Source organism: Winogradskyella luteola, from assembly GCF_019203985.1.
Taxonomy (GTDB): Bacteria; Bacteroidota; Bacteroidia; order Flavobacteriales; family Flavobacteriaceae; genus Winogradskyella; species Winogradskyella luteola.
The window spans coordinates 33,166-48,629 of sequence record NZ_JAGSPD010000013.1; the positions used below are offsets into that span (position 1 = coordinate 33,166).

15 protein-coding genes are annotated in these 15,464 nt (G+C 34.8%); 3 read left to right on the forward strand and 12 right to left on the reverse strand.

Annotation, left to right across the window (positions count from 1 at the left end; genetic code table 11):
• Window positions 1-65 precede the first annotated feature (65 nt).
• Window positions 66-1,547, forward strand: coding sequence for a DUF389 domain-containing protein (locus KCG49_RS13850; RefSeq protein WP_218547319.1), 1,482 nt, complete (start codon window positions 66-68; stop codon window positions 1,545-1,547).
• On the opposite strand, the gene KCG49_RS13855 is transcribed toward KCG49_RS13850, so the two are convergent.
• Both KCG49_RS13855 and KCG49_RS13860 read right to left on the reverse strand, forming a co-directional pair.
• On the reverse strand, window positions 1,548-2,315 hold the full coding sequence (locus KCG49_RS13855; protein ID WP_218547321.1) for an ABC transporter ATP-binding protein: 768 nt from the start codon (window positions 2,313-2,315) through the stop codon (window positions 1,548-1,550).
• Window positions 2,315-3,052 carry an MlaE family ABC transporter permease gene (locus KCG49_RS13860; protein WP_218547323.1) on the reverse strand — a complete coding sequence of 246 codons (738 nt, stop codon included), beginning with the start codon at window positions 3,050-3,052 and terminating at the stop codon, window positions 2,315-2,317. Before KCG49_RS13860 ends, KCG49_RS13855 begins: the two co-directional genes overlap by 1 nt.
• Before the next feature lie 112 nt (window positions 3,053-3,164).
• Here KCG49_RS13860 and pafA point away from each other — a divergent pair, with 112 nt between their 5' ends.
• Window positions 3,165-4,829, forward strand: a complete 1,665-nt coding sequence (gene pafA / locus KCG49_RS13865) for an alkaline phosphatase PafA (protein WP_218547325.1) — start codon at window positions 3,165-3,167, stop codon at window positions 4,827-4,829.
• On the opposite strand, the gene KCG49_RS13870 is transcribed toward pafA, so the two are convergent.
• The 5 genes from KCG49_RS13870 to gcvP form a co-directional block, all read right to left on the reverse strand.
• On the reverse strand, window positions 4,826-5,674 hold the full coding sequence (locus tag KCG49_RS13870) for a glycosyltransferase family 2 protein (protein ID WP_218547326.1): 849 nt from the start codon (window positions 5,672-5,674) through the stop codon (window positions 4,826-4,828). The two genes, pafA and KCG49_RS13870, sit on opposite strands and share 4 nt — an antisense overlap.
• Window positions 5,675-5,747: 73 nt before the next feature.
• Window positions 5,748-6,269: a methyltransferase domain-containing protein gene (locus KCG49_RS13875; RefSeq protein WP_218547328.1), complete on the reverse strand. Its 522-nt coding sequence runs from the start codon at window positions 6,267-6,269 to the stop codon at window positions 5,748-5,750.
• Between the two features lie 2 nt (window positions 6,270-6,271).
• Window positions 6,272-7,057 carry a pyrroline-5-carboxylate reductase gene (proC, locus tag KCG49_RS13880; protein WP_218547329.1) on the reverse strand — a complete coding sequence of 262 codons (786 nt, stop codon included), beginning with the start codon at window positions 7,055-7,057 and terminating at the stop codon, window positions 6,272-6,274.
• Between the two features lies 1 nt (window position 7,058).
• Window positions 7,059-8,114 (reverse strand): 3-oxoacyl-ACP synthase III family protein, encoded by a 1,056-nt coding sequence (locus KCG49_RS13885; RefSeq protein ID WP_218547330.1) that lies wholly within the window; start codon window positions 8,112-8,114, stop codon window positions 7,059-7,061.
• 175 nt (window positions 8,115-8,289) lie between these two features.
• A complete protein-coding gene (gene gcvP / locus KCG49_RS13890; protein ID WP_218547331.1) occupies window positions 8,290-11,139 on the reverse strand; it encodes an aminomethyl-transferring glycine dehydrogenase in 2,850 nt (949 codons plus the stop codon).
• Between the two features lie 148 nt (window positions 11,140-11,287).
• Between gcvP and KCG49_RS13895 the strand changes: the two genes are divergently transcribed.
• Entirely contained in the window at window positions 11,288-12,151 is an 864-nt protein-coding gene (locus KCG49_RS13895; RefSeq protein ID WP_256260021.1) for a UbiA prenyltransferase family protein, read from the forward strand.
• On the opposite strand, the gene KCG49_RS13900 is transcribed toward KCG49_RS13895, so the two are convergent.
• From KCG49_RS13900 to KCG49_RS13920, 5 genes are all read right to left on the reverse strand, one after another.
• Window positions 12,134-12,391: a hypothetical protein gene (locus tag KCG49_RS13900; RefSeq protein ID WP_218547332.1), complete on the reverse strand. Its 258-nt coding sequence runs from the start codon at window positions 12,389-12,391 to the stop codon at window positions 12,134-12,136. The two genes, KCG49_RS13895 and KCG49_RS13900, sit on opposite strands and share 18 nt — an antisense overlap.
• A 4-nt stretch (window positions 12,392-12,395) precedes the next feature.
• Complete coding sequence (locus KCG49_RS13905; RefSeq protein WP_218547333.1) at window positions 12,396-12,950, reverse strand: sigma-70 family RNA polymerase sigma factor; 555 nt, start codon at window positions 12,948-12,950, stop codon at window positions 12,396-12,398.
• A gap of 114 nt (window positions 12,951-13,064) precedes the next feature.
• The gene (locus tag KCG49_RS13910; protein WP_218547334.1) at window positions 13,065-13,943 is read right to left on the reverse strand and encodes a methyltransferase domain-containing protein; all 879 of its coding nucleotides are present in this window, start codon (window positions 13,941-13,943) and stop codon (window positions 13,065-13,067) included.
• Between the two features lie 4 nt (window positions 13,944-13,947).
• Window positions 13,948-14,841, reverse strand: a complete 894-nt coding sequence (locus KCG49_RS13915; protein ID WP_218547335.1) for a fatty acid desaturase — start codon at window positions 14,839-14,841, stop codon at window positions 13,948-13,950.
• Window positions 14,842-14,901: 60 nt separating this feature from the next.
• Window positions 14,902-15,405, reverse strand: coding sequence for a GbsR/MarR family transcriptional regulator (locus KCG49_RS13920; RefSeq protein WP_218547336.1), 504 nt, complete (start codon window positions 15,403-15,405; stop codon window positions 14,902-14,904).
• Window positions 15,406-15,464: the final 59 nt, after the last annotated feature.

Genomic DNA, 15,464 nt, shown 5'->3' on the forward strand with positions numbered 1-15,464 from the left:
TAACCTAAATCAATATGTTTACAGGTTTGGAATCTAGAGTTTCCAATATGTAACTTTTTAATGTTATGAGTGACGAAAGTAAATTCGATTTTACGGAAGACGAACAGCAACAAGTAGAAAAGGATAAAGCTGTAGAAGACAAAAAGGAAGCCGTAAGGAAAGACGCCAAAGGCCTGTTTTCTAGTGTTTCTAACTTTTTAAGTGAGCTTTTAGACTTTAGAGATGACACCGATAGAGACGCTACTATTGCAGCAATAAAAGCAGATATTTCTTTTAAAGGAGCAACAGCTTGGATTTTGGTCTGTTCAATTATGGTCGCTTCGGTTGGTCTTAATGCCGATTCAACTGCGGTTGTTATTGGGGCTATGTTAATTTCACCACTAATGGGGCCGATTCTTGGTGTTGGGATGTCCATTGCACTTAACGATATTGATACTCTGAAGAAATCAATGATAAACTTGGCAACAATGATAGTGTTGAGTTTATTAACTGCATTTTTATTTTTTTGGCTATTTCCTCTAAGTGAAGATACCTCAGAGTTATTGGGAAGAACAAGACCCGATATACGAGACGTATTAATTGCATTTTTTGGTGGGTTAGCACTCATTATAGCCAGGACAAAAAAGGGAACTATTGCATCGGTAATTTTTGGTGTGGCAATTGCAACGGCTTTAATGCCACCTCTATGCACAGCTGGGTATGGTTTGGCCAAGGGTAATTGGGAATTTTTTCTAGGTGCAATGTACCTTTTTAGTATTAACACAATCTTTATTGCCTTAGCAACATTTTTGGTGTTAAAAATACTGCGTTTCCCTATGCTTAAATATGCAAACTCTAAAAAGCGAAGGCTTGTTATGAGATTTGCAACTCTAATCGCAATAATTGTAATGATTCCAGCTGTTTGGACTTTTTTAAAAGTTTTACAAGAAACCAAATACGACAGAGACTATAAAAGCTATGTAGAAAATGAGATTGAAACCAATCCTAACTTGTGGTTGCAACGAAAGAATTTAGATGTTAAAAATAAAAAGATAAGTCTTTATTTTAATGGTGATGTAAGCGATGAAATGATTTCAGATTTGCAAAATGAGAAACGAAATTATGAAAATCTTGAAGACTTTGATTTAGTTATTAATGCTAACAAAACAAGGAGTGCAGACAGGTTAAATCAATCTTTAGACAGAGCTTTTGCAGATTTAGATGAAAAAGATAATATTATTAATGGACTTCAAATACAAATAAAGGAACTAGAGGATAATATTACTAACTTAAATCAACTCATAGAATCTAAAAACACGAATAAAAATGCTATTTCATTCAGTAGTTTGTCTCGAGATGCAAAGGTGAGATTTAATGATTTAGAGTTTTTTGGTTATGCCCAAATGTTAGAATCGAAAGATTTTATCAATGTTGATACAGTTGATGTTGCCAGCGTAAGATGGAAAGTCGCTTTAGTGGACAGTGTAATCTTAGTTAGAGAAAAAGAATTGCAAAAGTGGTTGAGAGAGGAACTGAAAGTGGATACGGTTTATATTAGAAGAAACTAATTACTGGTTTTCTTCAAGGTACATGCGTCTTACCTTTTTAAACAAATTGGAAGAGTAGACAAAGTTGGTTACGGCTTCATTATCTGTTTTAAAAATAGTCTCTTTAGAGCCTTCCCAAGCTTTTAAACCATCTTTCAGAAAGACAATTTTTTCTCCGATTTCCATTACTGAGTTCATGTCGTGAGAGTTAATTACAGTTGTAATTTGATATTCGTCTGTAATTTCCTGTATAAGATTATCTATAACAATAGCTGTTTTTGGATCTAATCCAGAGTTAGGCTCATCACAGAATAGATATTTAGGTTTATTTACTATAGCTCTTGCAATAGCAACACGTTTTTGCATTCCTCCAGAAGCTTCACTCGGCATTTTATGATGTGCATCATCTAGATTGACACGTTTTAATACAAATTCAGCACGGTCTTCCATTTCACTCTTACTTAGTTTGGTGAACATACGTAATGGAAACATTACATTTTCAGCAATGGTCATAGAATCAAAAAGTGCACTGCCTTGAAATACCATACCGATTTCAGACCTTAAATCGGTCTTTTCATCAGGGCTGAGGTTACTGAAGATTTTTCCATCATAAGAAATGCTGCCTTTTTCATATTCAAATAAGCCCAGTAAACATTTTAAGAATACCGTTTTACCAGAACCACTCTGTCCTATGATAAGGTTAGTTTTGCCTTTTTCAAATGAGGTAGAAATACCTTTTAAGATATGTGCATCCCCGAACGATTTATGTAAGTCTTTAACCTCTATCATTAGCCTAACAGTAAACTTGTAAGTAAGAAATTCAACAAAATAATGACCACACTTGTCCAAACAAAAGCTGTTGTACTGGCTTTACCAACCTCTAGCGCACCACCTTTCATAAAGTAACCATAAAACGATGGAATTGTTGCAAGTATAAACGCAAAGACCATAGTTTTTATAAAGGCATATGCCATATGAAAAGGTATAAAATCATTTTGAACACCGTCTATATAATCTTCTAAAGTGCCATAACCACCATAAACACAAGCAGCCAATCCGCCAATAATTCCTAGAAACATGGCAATTGAAATCACAAAAGGATAAAGTGTCAATGCAACAAATTTAGGAAATACCAAATAGTTAATAGCGTTAATCCCCATAACTTCTAAAGCATCTATTTGTTCAGTAACACGCATTGTGCCAATACTAGAGGTTATAAACGATCCCACCTTACCGGCCATTATAATAGAAATAAAAGTCGGGGCAAATTCTAAAATGATAGATTGACGGGTGGCAAAACCAACCAAATATTTTGGAATTAGCGGGTTGCTGATATTAAGTGAAGTTTGAATAGCAACTACACCACCAACAAAAAAAGCTATAAAAGCAACAATACCTAGAGATCCAATGATAAGATCGTCAATATCCTTAAGAATTAGAATTTTTAACACAGACCATTTAGTGGGTTTGCGAAACATATCCTTAATCATTATAAAGTATGTGCCAATATTATGAAGGTACTTCATGTAAGATTTTATTAATGCTAAAGTATGAAAAAAGATGAGTTTATTAATGTTAATTTAAATTAAGATAGTCTAAAAAACGTATTTTTGAAATTCAATAAAATGCTTGCGCATCATGAAAAATATCTTCACGTTAATCATTACTATGTTCTTGTTTTTTTCTTGTAGTTCTCAAGAAAAAGCAATTGTATCTAGCGAAAAAAATGCCTTAAAAACAGATACCAAACCAAAATTGGTAGTTGGTATTGTTGTAGACCAAATGCGTTACGATTATTTAACACGATTTAAATCTAAATTTGGCGATGGAGGTTTTAAGCGTATGATGCGTCAAGGCTTTAACTGTAAAAATAATCATTTTAATTACGTGCCAACATACACCGGTCCAGGACATACTTCAGTCTATACTGGAACTACTCCGAAATATCATGGGATTATCTCTAACCATTGGTATGACAAAGAAACCAAGGAAACCGTATACTGTGCTCAAGATGATACTGTAGAATCTGTTGGTACAATGAGCTCAGCCGGAAAAATGTCACCACACAGAATGTTAACCACAACATTTGGAGACGAAAACCGATTGTTTACACAGATGCGTGGCAAAACTATAGGTGTAGCGATTAAGGATAGGGGAGCAATATTACCAGCAGGTCATACGGCAAATGCAGCCTATTGGTTTCATGGTAAAGATGAGGGAGTTTGGATTACAAGTACGTTTTATAGAAATGATTTACCACAATGGGTAAAGGATTTTAATACTTCTGGCACAGTAGAATCTTACTTAAAAGTATGGAACACATACCTACCCATTGAAACTTATACAGAAAGCGGAAGTGATTTAAATAATTTTGAAGGTGGTTTTACAGGAAAAGAAACCGCAACTTTCCCTTACGATTTAGCAACTTTGAAAACTGAAAATGGCGGCTTTGATATTTTAAAGGCAACGGCTTACGGCAATAGTCTCACAGTAGATTTTGCAATTGCGGCATTAAAAGGCGAAGCTTTAGGGCAGGATAATGAAACAGATGTATTGACTGTGAGTTTTTCGAGTACTGATTACGTAGGTCATAATTTTGGTGTGAATTCTAAAGAAATAGAAGACACTTATATTAGATTGGACAGAGATTTAGAGCGCTTTTTTAACTACTTGGATGAAACCGTTGGAGAAGATGAGTACACTGTGTTTCTAACGGCTGACCATGGTGCTGTTAATGTGCCAGCCTATTTACAATCAGTTAAAATTCCTTCGGGCTATTTGGACTATAATGACAGGAAAGAACGTTTCACAGCATTTTTAGAATCTACTTATGGTACTAAGGATATTGTAGAAGATATAAGTAACAATCAAATATTCTTTAATAAGGCTAAGTTGAAAGAATTAAACCTAAATATTCATGAAGTGGAACAGGCTTTAGTTGATGAGCAAATTAGCTATCCTAATATTGCTAAAGTATATACGGCGACGGCTATGAACAGTACTAATTTTACAACTGGCATTGAGGTTTTGCTGCAAAACGGGTTTAACCAAAAACGTTCTGGTGATGTTATTATAGTTAATGATATTGCCCATATAGCTTACCACAAAACAGGTTCTACACATGGTAGTGGTCTTAATTATGATACACATGTCCCTTTATTATTCTATGGGAAGGGAATTAAACATGGCGAAACCTATGATAAAACTGTAATACCAGATATTGCACCAACGATTTCAGCACTTTTAGATATTAGCTTTCCTAATGGTGCCACTGGTGAACCTTTGGGTTTTGTTTTGGATTAGCTGAGTTTTTTAAGTATTCCTTTCCAACGTAGTTTTCTAATAAACTTGCCTTCAGCATTGGAAACTAAAAACTCAGTTTGTCTAGATTTTGCTTTGAAATAACCACTCATATAGTCTTTAAATAAGCTAAAACTTCTTTTCTTGTAGGCGAGCTTTAGCGCAGATATAAATGTAATCCAAAAACCATAACGCATTTTGTACATTGCTTCACCTTGTAAATATTTTGAAGCTTTGTTATACGATTGACCTGTTGGTTTTAGGTGTTTAACATGCAAAGATTCATCTGTTAATATCTCCCAATTATGATATTTTGCTAAGAGTTCGTCAATCGTGTCCCAACCCATTGATGGTTTTAATCGGCCGATTTGTTTAAAGCAATCTTTTCTATAAGCTTTAAGTGCGCCACGTATATGGTCTTTATTGGTTAAGTTTTCTAAAACCCACCTTCTATTCTTTTCAATATAGCAGAAACCAGATGCTATTCCTAGCTTGGGGTTAGCTTTAAAATGATTGGCTATATTTTCTAAATAGTGGCTTGGAAAGATAAGATCTGCATCGAACTTACAAATCACATCGTAGTTATTATCTAAAGTTTTTAAACCCTTATTAAATGCATTTATGATTTTTGAACCAGGTAAATGTGCATCAGAAGATTGTGTATTCACCATGGAAATCCAATCATATTTCAAAGTATAATGCTCAACAATCTCTTGGGTTCTGTCTGTAGAATTATCATTGACTACAACAACTTTTTTAGGAAGCAACGATTGTTCAACCAAGGATTGTAAAGTCTTTAGGATGAAAGCTGCTTCGTTATGTGCGGGTATGATGATGTAGAAGTCCAAATTCTAAATTATAGATTCCAAAAGTCAAATCTAAGCAAACCCATTTGGAATTTAGAGTTTGGGAATTGGAATTTTAGGACCTTTCTGCATAAACGATATAATATCTATTTGTAAACCGTCTTAGAATTGGTCTGATTCCAATTTTATTTACAGGATTTGTCCACTTATCACTATCTATGATTTTCCATCCAGTTTTTTCCAAGAGCCAATCCAATTGCCAATCTTCAAATTCGTGATAGTGTCTATCTCTTAAATCTGTTTTACTACGATATGCAGGGGCAAACCACAATTTTAACGGCACACTAATAACTAGCTTTTTAGCATTAATAGATTTTAAAACCTCGTAAGGTGATAATAGGTGTTCAAAAATTTCAAAAGCCGTTATTACATCAGCCGATGAGTTTTCAATAGCTGTACGGTCTTCGTCCAAATCTTCGCCTGAGGTATTTTCAACTCTAAAACCTTTAGCAACCATAATTTCCGATAATGGATTTTTTACTCCCAAATCCAAAATAGATTGTGAAGTGTCAACATGTTTTTTTAAAAAATCTAAAGTATGTTTAAAACGTTTTTTAGGAAAACTTTTTTCGTACATTACTAAGATATTTTATCCAATGAAGTTTTTATCCCTTTGATTAAAGCAGAGCTGAATCCATTGTGCTCCATTTCGTTTAAGCCAGTTATGGTACAGCCTTTGGGTGTTGTTACTTTATCGATTTCGGCTTCAGGATGATTACCTCTTTTGAGTAAAAGTTCGCTGGCTCCTTTTACGGTTTGTGTGGCAATTTTAGTAGCTGTTTTAGCGTCGAAACCAATCTCAATGCCACCTTGTATCATGGCTCTTATAAAGCGCAATACGTAAGCAATTCCGCAAGCACCTAAAACAGTTGCGGCATCCATTAGGGGTTCGTCAATAAGAATAGTTTCGCCCAGTGCATCAAAAATTGAAGTGACGTCCTTGATGTCATTCTCCGAAGCATTTTGTGTAGCTATACATGTTATGGATTGGTTCACCGAAGCCGCTGTATTGGGCATCGCCCTTAATAATGATGGTTTGGCTTCTAAACAATTTGAAATATTTTCAATACTGAAATCGCTGACCACAGAAACAATGATTTTACTGGCTGTTGTTTCATTTGAAATTTCTTTCAGAACAGCTTCGATTTTATAGGGCTTTACAGCGATGATAATAATATCTGAAGTCCTAACGGCATCCTTATTGTTTTTGGTAACGACTACATTTTTGTCTGAGTAGTTCTTAAGAAACTCAATACGATTTCGTGTTATAGTAAGATGGGATGGTTCAAAATCATTGGACAATAAACCATCTGCAATGGATTTACCTAAATTTCCACCTCCAATAATTGCAATTTTCTTTGCCATGCTAATATTTGTAAACTATAGCATTAATGTGCATACCAGCTCCAACACTGGCAAAAATGATGATGTCTCCCTTAGAAATACTATGGTCTTTTAATTTTTGTTTTCTAATGAGGTCAAAAAGTGTAGGGACTGTTGCCACGGAACTGTTGCCAAGCTTATGAATACTCATTGGCATTATACCTTCTGGCACAGGTGTTTTATATAATCTGTAGAAGCGTTTTATAATGGCTTCATCCATTTTTTCGTTTGCCTGATGGATTAATATTTTCTTTACATCAGATATATCTATACCGCTATTGTCCAAACAGGTTTTCATGGCTAGTGGTACATTGTTTAAAGCAAATTCATAAATTTTACGACCATGCATTTTTATGTAGCGTGTATCCTTGCAAAGTTCTTGATTGTTAGAGTTTCCGAAGTAAAGATAATAGGCTTCATCATAAGTGAAACTGGCGGTTTCATGGGTGAGAATACCTACTTCCTCTGTATCTTCTACTATAGTTGCTCCGGCACCATCAGAATAGATCATGGAGTCTCTATCGTGTTTGTCTACTACTCGCGAAAGTGTTTCGGAACCAATGACCAAACAGCGTTTTGCCATACCAGATTTTATAAACGCTTTGGCTTGTATAACTCCCTCAACCCAACCTGGACAACCAAAAAGAATATCGTAAGCAACACATTTTGGATTTTTAATTCTTAGGCTGTGTTTTACTCTAGAAGCCAAGCAAGGGAGAATATCACTTTGAATGGTGTCCGCTTTTACATCACCGAAATTATGGGCACAGATAATATAATCGATTTCTTCTGGATTTACATTGGCATCTTCGATAGCCTTTTGTGCTGCCAAAAAACCAATATCAGATGAGGTTAGTTGTTTATCTACATAGCGTCGTTCTACAATACCTGTAATAGCTTTAAACTTATCTACAATGACTTCATTAGGATGGTCAATAGAAGATCCATCTTGATTTAAAAACTCATGTTGATGAAAATCTTCATTCTTTTCAATACTGCTTGGCACATAACTTCCTGTCCCTGTGATTCTAATTCCCATAGTTGTTTTATTTCGGTTCAGTAATACGAAACTAACCAATAATAAAGAGTTTTCCTTTATTTACCGAATTAAAAGCGGCATTTTTTTTGAATTGATAATATTTCTTTAAGAAAAATGAGAAAATATAAAAAAAGCACTCAATCTGAGCGCTTTTTTAAATAATACTTATTAAAAACTAAGCTTCAATATAATCTTCAATCGGCGCACAGCTACAAATAAGGTTTCTATCTCCATAGGCATCATCGACACGTCTTACACTCGGCCAAAATTTATTATCTCTTATGTAATCCAATGGAAAAGCCGCTGCTGCTCTTGTATATGGTAACAGCCATTCGTCTGAAGTTAGCATTTCCATAGTATGTGGTGCGTTTTTTAAAACATTGTTAGGCTCATCTTTTGATGTGGCATCAATTTCCTTTTTAATGGAGATCATGGCATCACAAAAGCGGTCCATTTCTACTTTGCTTTCACTTTCCGTTGGCTCTATCATCATCGTTCCTGCAACAGGAAATGAGACCGTTGGCGCATGGAATCCGTAATCCATTAAACGTTTTGCAATATCTGTAACTTCTATACCATTAGCTTTAAAGGCGCGACAATCTATAATCATTTCGTGAGCTGCTCTGCCGTTTTCTCCTGTGTAGAGCGTATCGTAATAACCTTCTAAACGTTCTTTTATGTAGTTGGCATTTAAGATGGCGACCTCAGTAGATTTTTTTAAACCTTTTGCGCCTAACATCGTTATGTAGCCATAAGATATTATGCAGGCTAGGGCAGAACCAAAAGGCGCAGCTGAAATAGCTGTGATAGATTGATGTCCACCAGTTTTTACAATGGGGTTTCCGGGTAAAAACGGAACGAGCTGCTCTGCAACACAGATGGGGCCAACACCTGGCCCACCACCTCCATGTGGAATGGCAAAGGTCTTGTGCAAGTTAAGGTGACAGACATCTGCCCCAATATTTCCTGGGTTGGTTAAACCAACCTGAGCATTCATATTGGCACCATCCATGTAGACTTGTCCACCATTATCATGGATGATTTTTGTAATTTCTTTAATGGCTGATTCATAAACTCCATGAGTTGAAGGATAAGTTACCATAAGTGCCGATAAATTATCTTTATGCAATTCTGCTTTTTCTTTTAAATCCTCAACATCAATATTGCCATTTTCTGAAGCTTTAGTAACAACGACTTTCATACCGGCCATTACAGCACTTGCAGGATTTGTTCCGTGTGCAGATGATGGAATTAAACAGATATTTCTATGATGGTCTCCACGAGATTCGTGATAGGCTTTTATAACCATAAGGCCAGCAAATTCACCTTGTGCGCCAGAGTTGGGTTGTAAAGATGTTGCTGCAAAACCTGTAATTTCAGTAAGTTGATTTTCTAAGGTGTTTAGCATCAATTTATAACCTATAGGTTGGTCTTCTGGAGCAAAAGGGTGGATATTTCCCCAACTACTCCAGCTCAGTGGTAACATTTCGGATGCTGCATTTAATTTCATGGTACAAGAGCCTAAGGAGATCATGGAATGATTTAAGGCTAAATCCTTACGTTCTAAACGCTTAATGTAGCGCATTAATTCTGTTTCAGAATGATAGGAGTTGAATACTTCAAAAGTTAAAAAGTCCGATTGACGCTTTAGGTGATTTGGAATGGTTTCAGTAGCTAAAATATTGCTGACTTTGTCTGTCTTGTTTTCAGTTACACGTTCAAAAATTGAAATGATTTCGTTGAGATCTGATACTGTTGTTGTTTCATTAATTGAAATCGTAACTGTATTTGCGTCTGGATAATAAAAGTTCACTTCGTTTTTCTCTGCTTCATATTTTACTTTAACAGCATCTGCTTTTATTTGTAGTGTATCAAAATAATGGGAATTGACTTGCTCTAATCCTAGGCTTTTTAGAGCATTTGCTAATGTTGAAGCAGAATCTTTAACCTTATCGGCAATAAACGTTAGACCTTTGGGGCCATGATACACGGCATACATCCCAGCCATTACAGCTAATAAAACTTGGGCTGTACAGATGTTAGATGTAGCTTTATCGCGTTTAATATGTTGTTCTCTGGTTTGCAGTGCCATGCGTAGGGCTCTGTTGCCATTGGTATCTTTGGTGACACCAATAATACGACCTGGTACATCACGCTTGTATGCTTCTTTTGTGGCAAAATATGCAGCATGAGGACCACCATAACCCATGGGAATTCCGAAACGTTGCGTGGTTCCTACAACAACATCAGCACCAAACTTCCCGGGTGCTTCAAGTTTAACCAAGCTTAATATATCTGCTGCTACTGCAACTTTTATATGTGCTTCGTTTGCTTTTTCAATAAATGATTTTATATCTGTAATCTGACCATTTTTTCCAGGATACTGTAACAACGCACCAAAGTACTCATCAGATAGATTGTATTCTGCTTCATTACCAATGACCAACTCTATGCCAATAGGGTTGGCTCTGGTTTCTAATAACGCTATAGTTTGGGGCAGTACCAAATCAGATACAAAAAACTTATTGACCTCAGCTTTCTTTTGCGCTCGTTCCCTTACAGCAAACAGTAAGCTCATGGCTTCGGCAGCTGCAGTGCTTTCGTCTAAGAGAGAAGCGTTAGCGATTTCCATTCCGGTTAAATCAATGACCATGGTTTGGAAATTTAAAAGTGCTTCTAAACGGCCTTGAGCGATTTCGGCTTGGTAAGGTGTGTAGGCTGTGTACCAACCAGGATTTTCTAATATATTACGCTGAATTACAGCTGGTAAATTAGAGGGATGATAACCTAAACCAATATAAGATTTATAAACTTTGTTGAGTTGAGATAGTTTGTAAATATGGCTCAGATACTCTTGTTCACTCATGGCAGCATCGAGATCTAAATCTTTTTCTAGGCGAATGCCAGCTGGTATCGTTTCAGAAACCAATTGTTCTATACTTGTAACACCTATGGTGTTTAACATGGCTTTTTGGTCGTCTTTATTTGGGCCAATGTGCCTAAGTGCAAAAGAGGTCGTGTCCATTCTTTTTTATGCTAAAATTTTTGATATGCAAAAATACGCATTTAGCCTTTTTATATAGTTAAGGAAACCTAAAGTTTTTAACTGAAACTAAGGGTTATTAACATATGAAGTGATTCAAAATTTTTCTTTTTGCTGTAAAACAAAAAGCTTGAATCACTTCAATGCCTATTTTTGTAAAGTGGAGATATTAAAACGGATTTTAAATTTTTACATCAACTCTAGTATTCATGTTGCTTTAGCAGTTTATGCTTTAACTTGGATAACAGGCCTTCAGTTTGGATTGGATTATGATGAAAATGTACTCTATTTTGTGTTTTTTGCCACTATTACTGGTTATAACTTTGTGAAGTATTTTGGTGTAGCAAAGTTTCACCATAGAAGTTTGGCGGGTTGGCTAAGGTCTATTCAGATATTTTCATTTTTGGCATTTATAGCTTTGTGTTATTATGCTTATCAACTTAAAACAAACACGCTATTGTTAATTGGATTTCTTGGTGTAATTACATTTTTATATGCTATTCCTTTACTGCCAATGCATTACTTTAGAGATAATCAAAAAAAATTAAGGGAAATAAGCGGTTTAAAAATTTATGTAATTGCTTTAGTTTGGGCATTTACTACTGTTGTTCTTCCTCTAACCGATAATGAAATAGATATAAATACAGATGCAGTTATTACGAGTATTCAACGTTTTGTGTTTGTAATTGTATTAATGCTACCTTTTGAAATTAGAGATCTTAATTACGATAGTGTAAAACTCTCCACAATCCCTCAAAGAATAGGTGTGAAAAACACCAAAATTATTGGTATTTTATTATTGATAGTATTTTTCTTTTTGGAATATTTTAAAGATGAAATAGATAGCAAAGCGATAATCTCTACTTTAATGATAACTTTGATTGCACTTATGTTTGTGATTTTTTCTAACAAACACCAATCGAAATATTATAGTGCGTTTTGGGTAGAGAGTATACCGATACTATGGTTGGGAATACTATTGGTGCTTGGCTAGTTCTTCTTCAAATTGTTTTTGTAGCTTAGTACGCTCGTCATTCTTCAAACAATCAACATCAGCTTTTTGCATTACTTCAGTTAATTTGTTATTTCTATTAGAATAAGCTCTTGTAATTCGGCACCAAGAGAGTCTAAGGCCTAATTTAACGCGCTCCCATCCTGTAGCTTCGCCATATTGTCTTTTGTCACAAATATGATGAGCTTCCTCGCAGCTTATAAATAAAAAACTTTTTCTCATTGTATTAAAACCAATTTTTTTGCATGCAATCCGCCAGAGCCGTTCTCGCTCTATGGATAATTACCCAGAGGTTAGACGCAGTAATTTCTAATTCATTACAAATAGTTTCGGTGTCGTAACCTAAAATCGTTTTCATTTTAAAAACCTCAGCTTGCTTGTCGGGTAATTTTTCTAAACAATCATAAATGGCATCACCCAATTCTGAGTTTTCTAGTTTATCTTCTGCCGTTTTATCAAACGGATCGGCGACTCGCTCTTCTAACCAATCGCCTTCTGCATCGGTATCGCTGTTGTAATTCATTCGTACCTCAGCTTTTCCTTTGTTAGAATTGATTTTACGGTAATGGTCTATGATTTTACGCTTAAGAATAGAGATCAACCATGTGCGCTCACTGGCTTCACCTTTAAAGTTTGCCATAGACTTAAGCCCTGCCAAAAAAGTTTCGGACACTAAATCTTGTGCTGTTACCCTATCACTAACACGAGAAATCGTATAGTTAAACAAGTAATCTGAATATAGTTTTATCCAGTTATTTGGGTCTAATTGATGCTTAGGCATTAGTCTTTTTCATTGCTTGCCCAAAAATAGGATATTAATTTCAGAAAAGCTAGAATGTCAAATTTCAAATTCCAAAAATCAAGATTAGGATATGTGTTTTTTTGGTTTCACAATTTATGCCTTTTCTGCACTAATGATGTAGTACCCGAAACTTTTCATGTGTAAACCAGAAAGTAGGGCGTAAAATGATCCTTTTAGATTGTGAAAACTTTCTCGCTTTATAGATTTAAGGCGGAGTAGCTTTTTTAGAATAAAACCTGTTATAGCAAAAGGAACATGTAAAACAGAAGGGGCAACTCTAAAGGAAGCGTCTTCTACCTTTATATTTTTAAAACCAAGTTCTTTAAGCTTTTCCTCTATATAGGTGTGAGTTTCCAATTTTTCTAAACTCCAGTGGTTACAAAGCTTATTGTAAGCATATTTTCCTCCTTTACATAGTTGAGTGTCTTCTTTTTTTAGAAATGCATCTGCAATAACAAAACGTCCACCGGGTTTTAAAATACGGTGCGCTTCTTTTAGGGATCTGCAGTTATGGCCAGAATGGCATAAGCTTTCTATAGCTATCGCAGAGTCGAACGAATTTGACTGAAAAGAAGTGTCATTATAGTTTTCTTTTAAAATAATGCCATTCTTACCTTTTAGCATTTCGTTACCTTGATTAACCTGGAAATCGGACAACGTCACTCCATAAGCCATTATGTTTTTATAAAGCTTTAGTGCATGTCGCATTGTTGCCCCCATGCCACAGCCTAAGTCGACCAAACGGTTTTTGGGTTTACCGATTTTAAGACGCTTTAAAACCTCGGTGTTCATTTGGTTGAGCATTTGGTCGCGTTTAAAAGGGTTAGTTTTAAAAGGTATAAAATAACCAAAGTGCATGTTGTAATCATTGCTCCAAAATCCGTAATCTTCGGTCGCTTCGTTGTAGAAGTCGATCATTTCTATACGGTTTTGTTCTGAATGATTGTTTAGGTTTATGGTTTGTGTTTTCATGATATTATAATTTAGGTAGTTTCCAGTTTGTTTTTTCGAAAGGAATAGCCGTGGGTTTTAAATTTCCTTTTTGACTTTTTACATTTTTTATAATCTTAAACTTGATTAAAAACCATACTATTACCCAACCGAAATCAATTTCATACCATTTAGTAGAAAACTTTGCAGAAGTAGGATGTGAATGATGATTATTGTGAAATCCTTCACCAAATGAAATTAAGCCAAGTAGAATATCATTATATCCACTTTCATCAGCACCTTGTATACGATGTCTTGAATACCCATATTTATGTGAAGCATAACCAATATACCAATGACCTAATATGATAACAGAAGTTCTTAAACATGTTGCTATGAGCATACTATTTATGCCAATAATCAAGTAGAGCACAATCATGAAAAAGAGATAATTTAAGTACCATGTTTTATGAAGCCATAATATTGTTGAATCATTCAAATCTTCTTTTGGAATATTGTAACGATTTATATCTTTTGGTATAAAAGTTAAATGAAGGTTCCAGTAAAAGTCTGTTATTAGTGAATGTTTATACTGAAAATATTTTGGGCAATCCAATCTGTTTTGCCAATAATCTCTATAATAATGTTGCTTTAGCCAATTTAAAGGGCTTCCTAAACCTGTTAGTACAAAAAGATATAAACTAATATTTCTAAATACTTTGCTGGTTTTATATGATTTATGAATAATACCTCTATGTAAACCAACCGAATGACCAATTCCTACTGTTAGGAATAGTAAAACTATATTTAGAGTTACATCACTCAAACTAACAAGTGAGTAATCAATAAATATAATGGGAAATAGCATTAGGTATAACCAAATAGATTTTTTCCAAGAAAAATTAATGTTTCCATAAGGTGTTTTAAGTATATAATTCATAATTCTTTTATTTTAGAACTTTCAGAAAATATTGAAAGTTTAGTTCAAAAAATATATTAACTATTTCATCAGCTTTAAAACCGATTTCGTAAGCCAATTTTGCTTCTGATTAACAAGCTTATTCATTAAGGTGTCCAAATCGTCCGTTAAATCTTTTAAAGCTTTAGTTTGTATAATCAGCTCCTTTGTTTTTTCGGTACCATCATCTTTTATAGAAGAAACTTCCTCCAAAACTTTAATAACAGGTTTTATCTCTCGTCTACTACGCTCTTTGGCAACAATTCGTGCCAATTCCTGTACATCCTTTTCAGTGGTAAAAAACTCTTTGCGTTCACCAGAAACCAAAACCTTGGTTACAATGCCCCAGTCCATAAGCTGTCTTAGATTCATGCTCGTATTACCACGGGAAATTTTAAGATCGTGCATAATGTCTTCCATTGACAAGGGTTTGGTGGAAATAAAAAGCAGAGCTTGTATCTGAGCCATAGCCTTGTTAATTCCCCATAACGAACCTAGACTTCCCCAAGTACTTATGAACTTTTCTTTTGCTTCTATGTATTCCATATATACAAATATACAATAATTTTTAAACTTTCAATAATTATTGAAATTTTGTTTTTTGA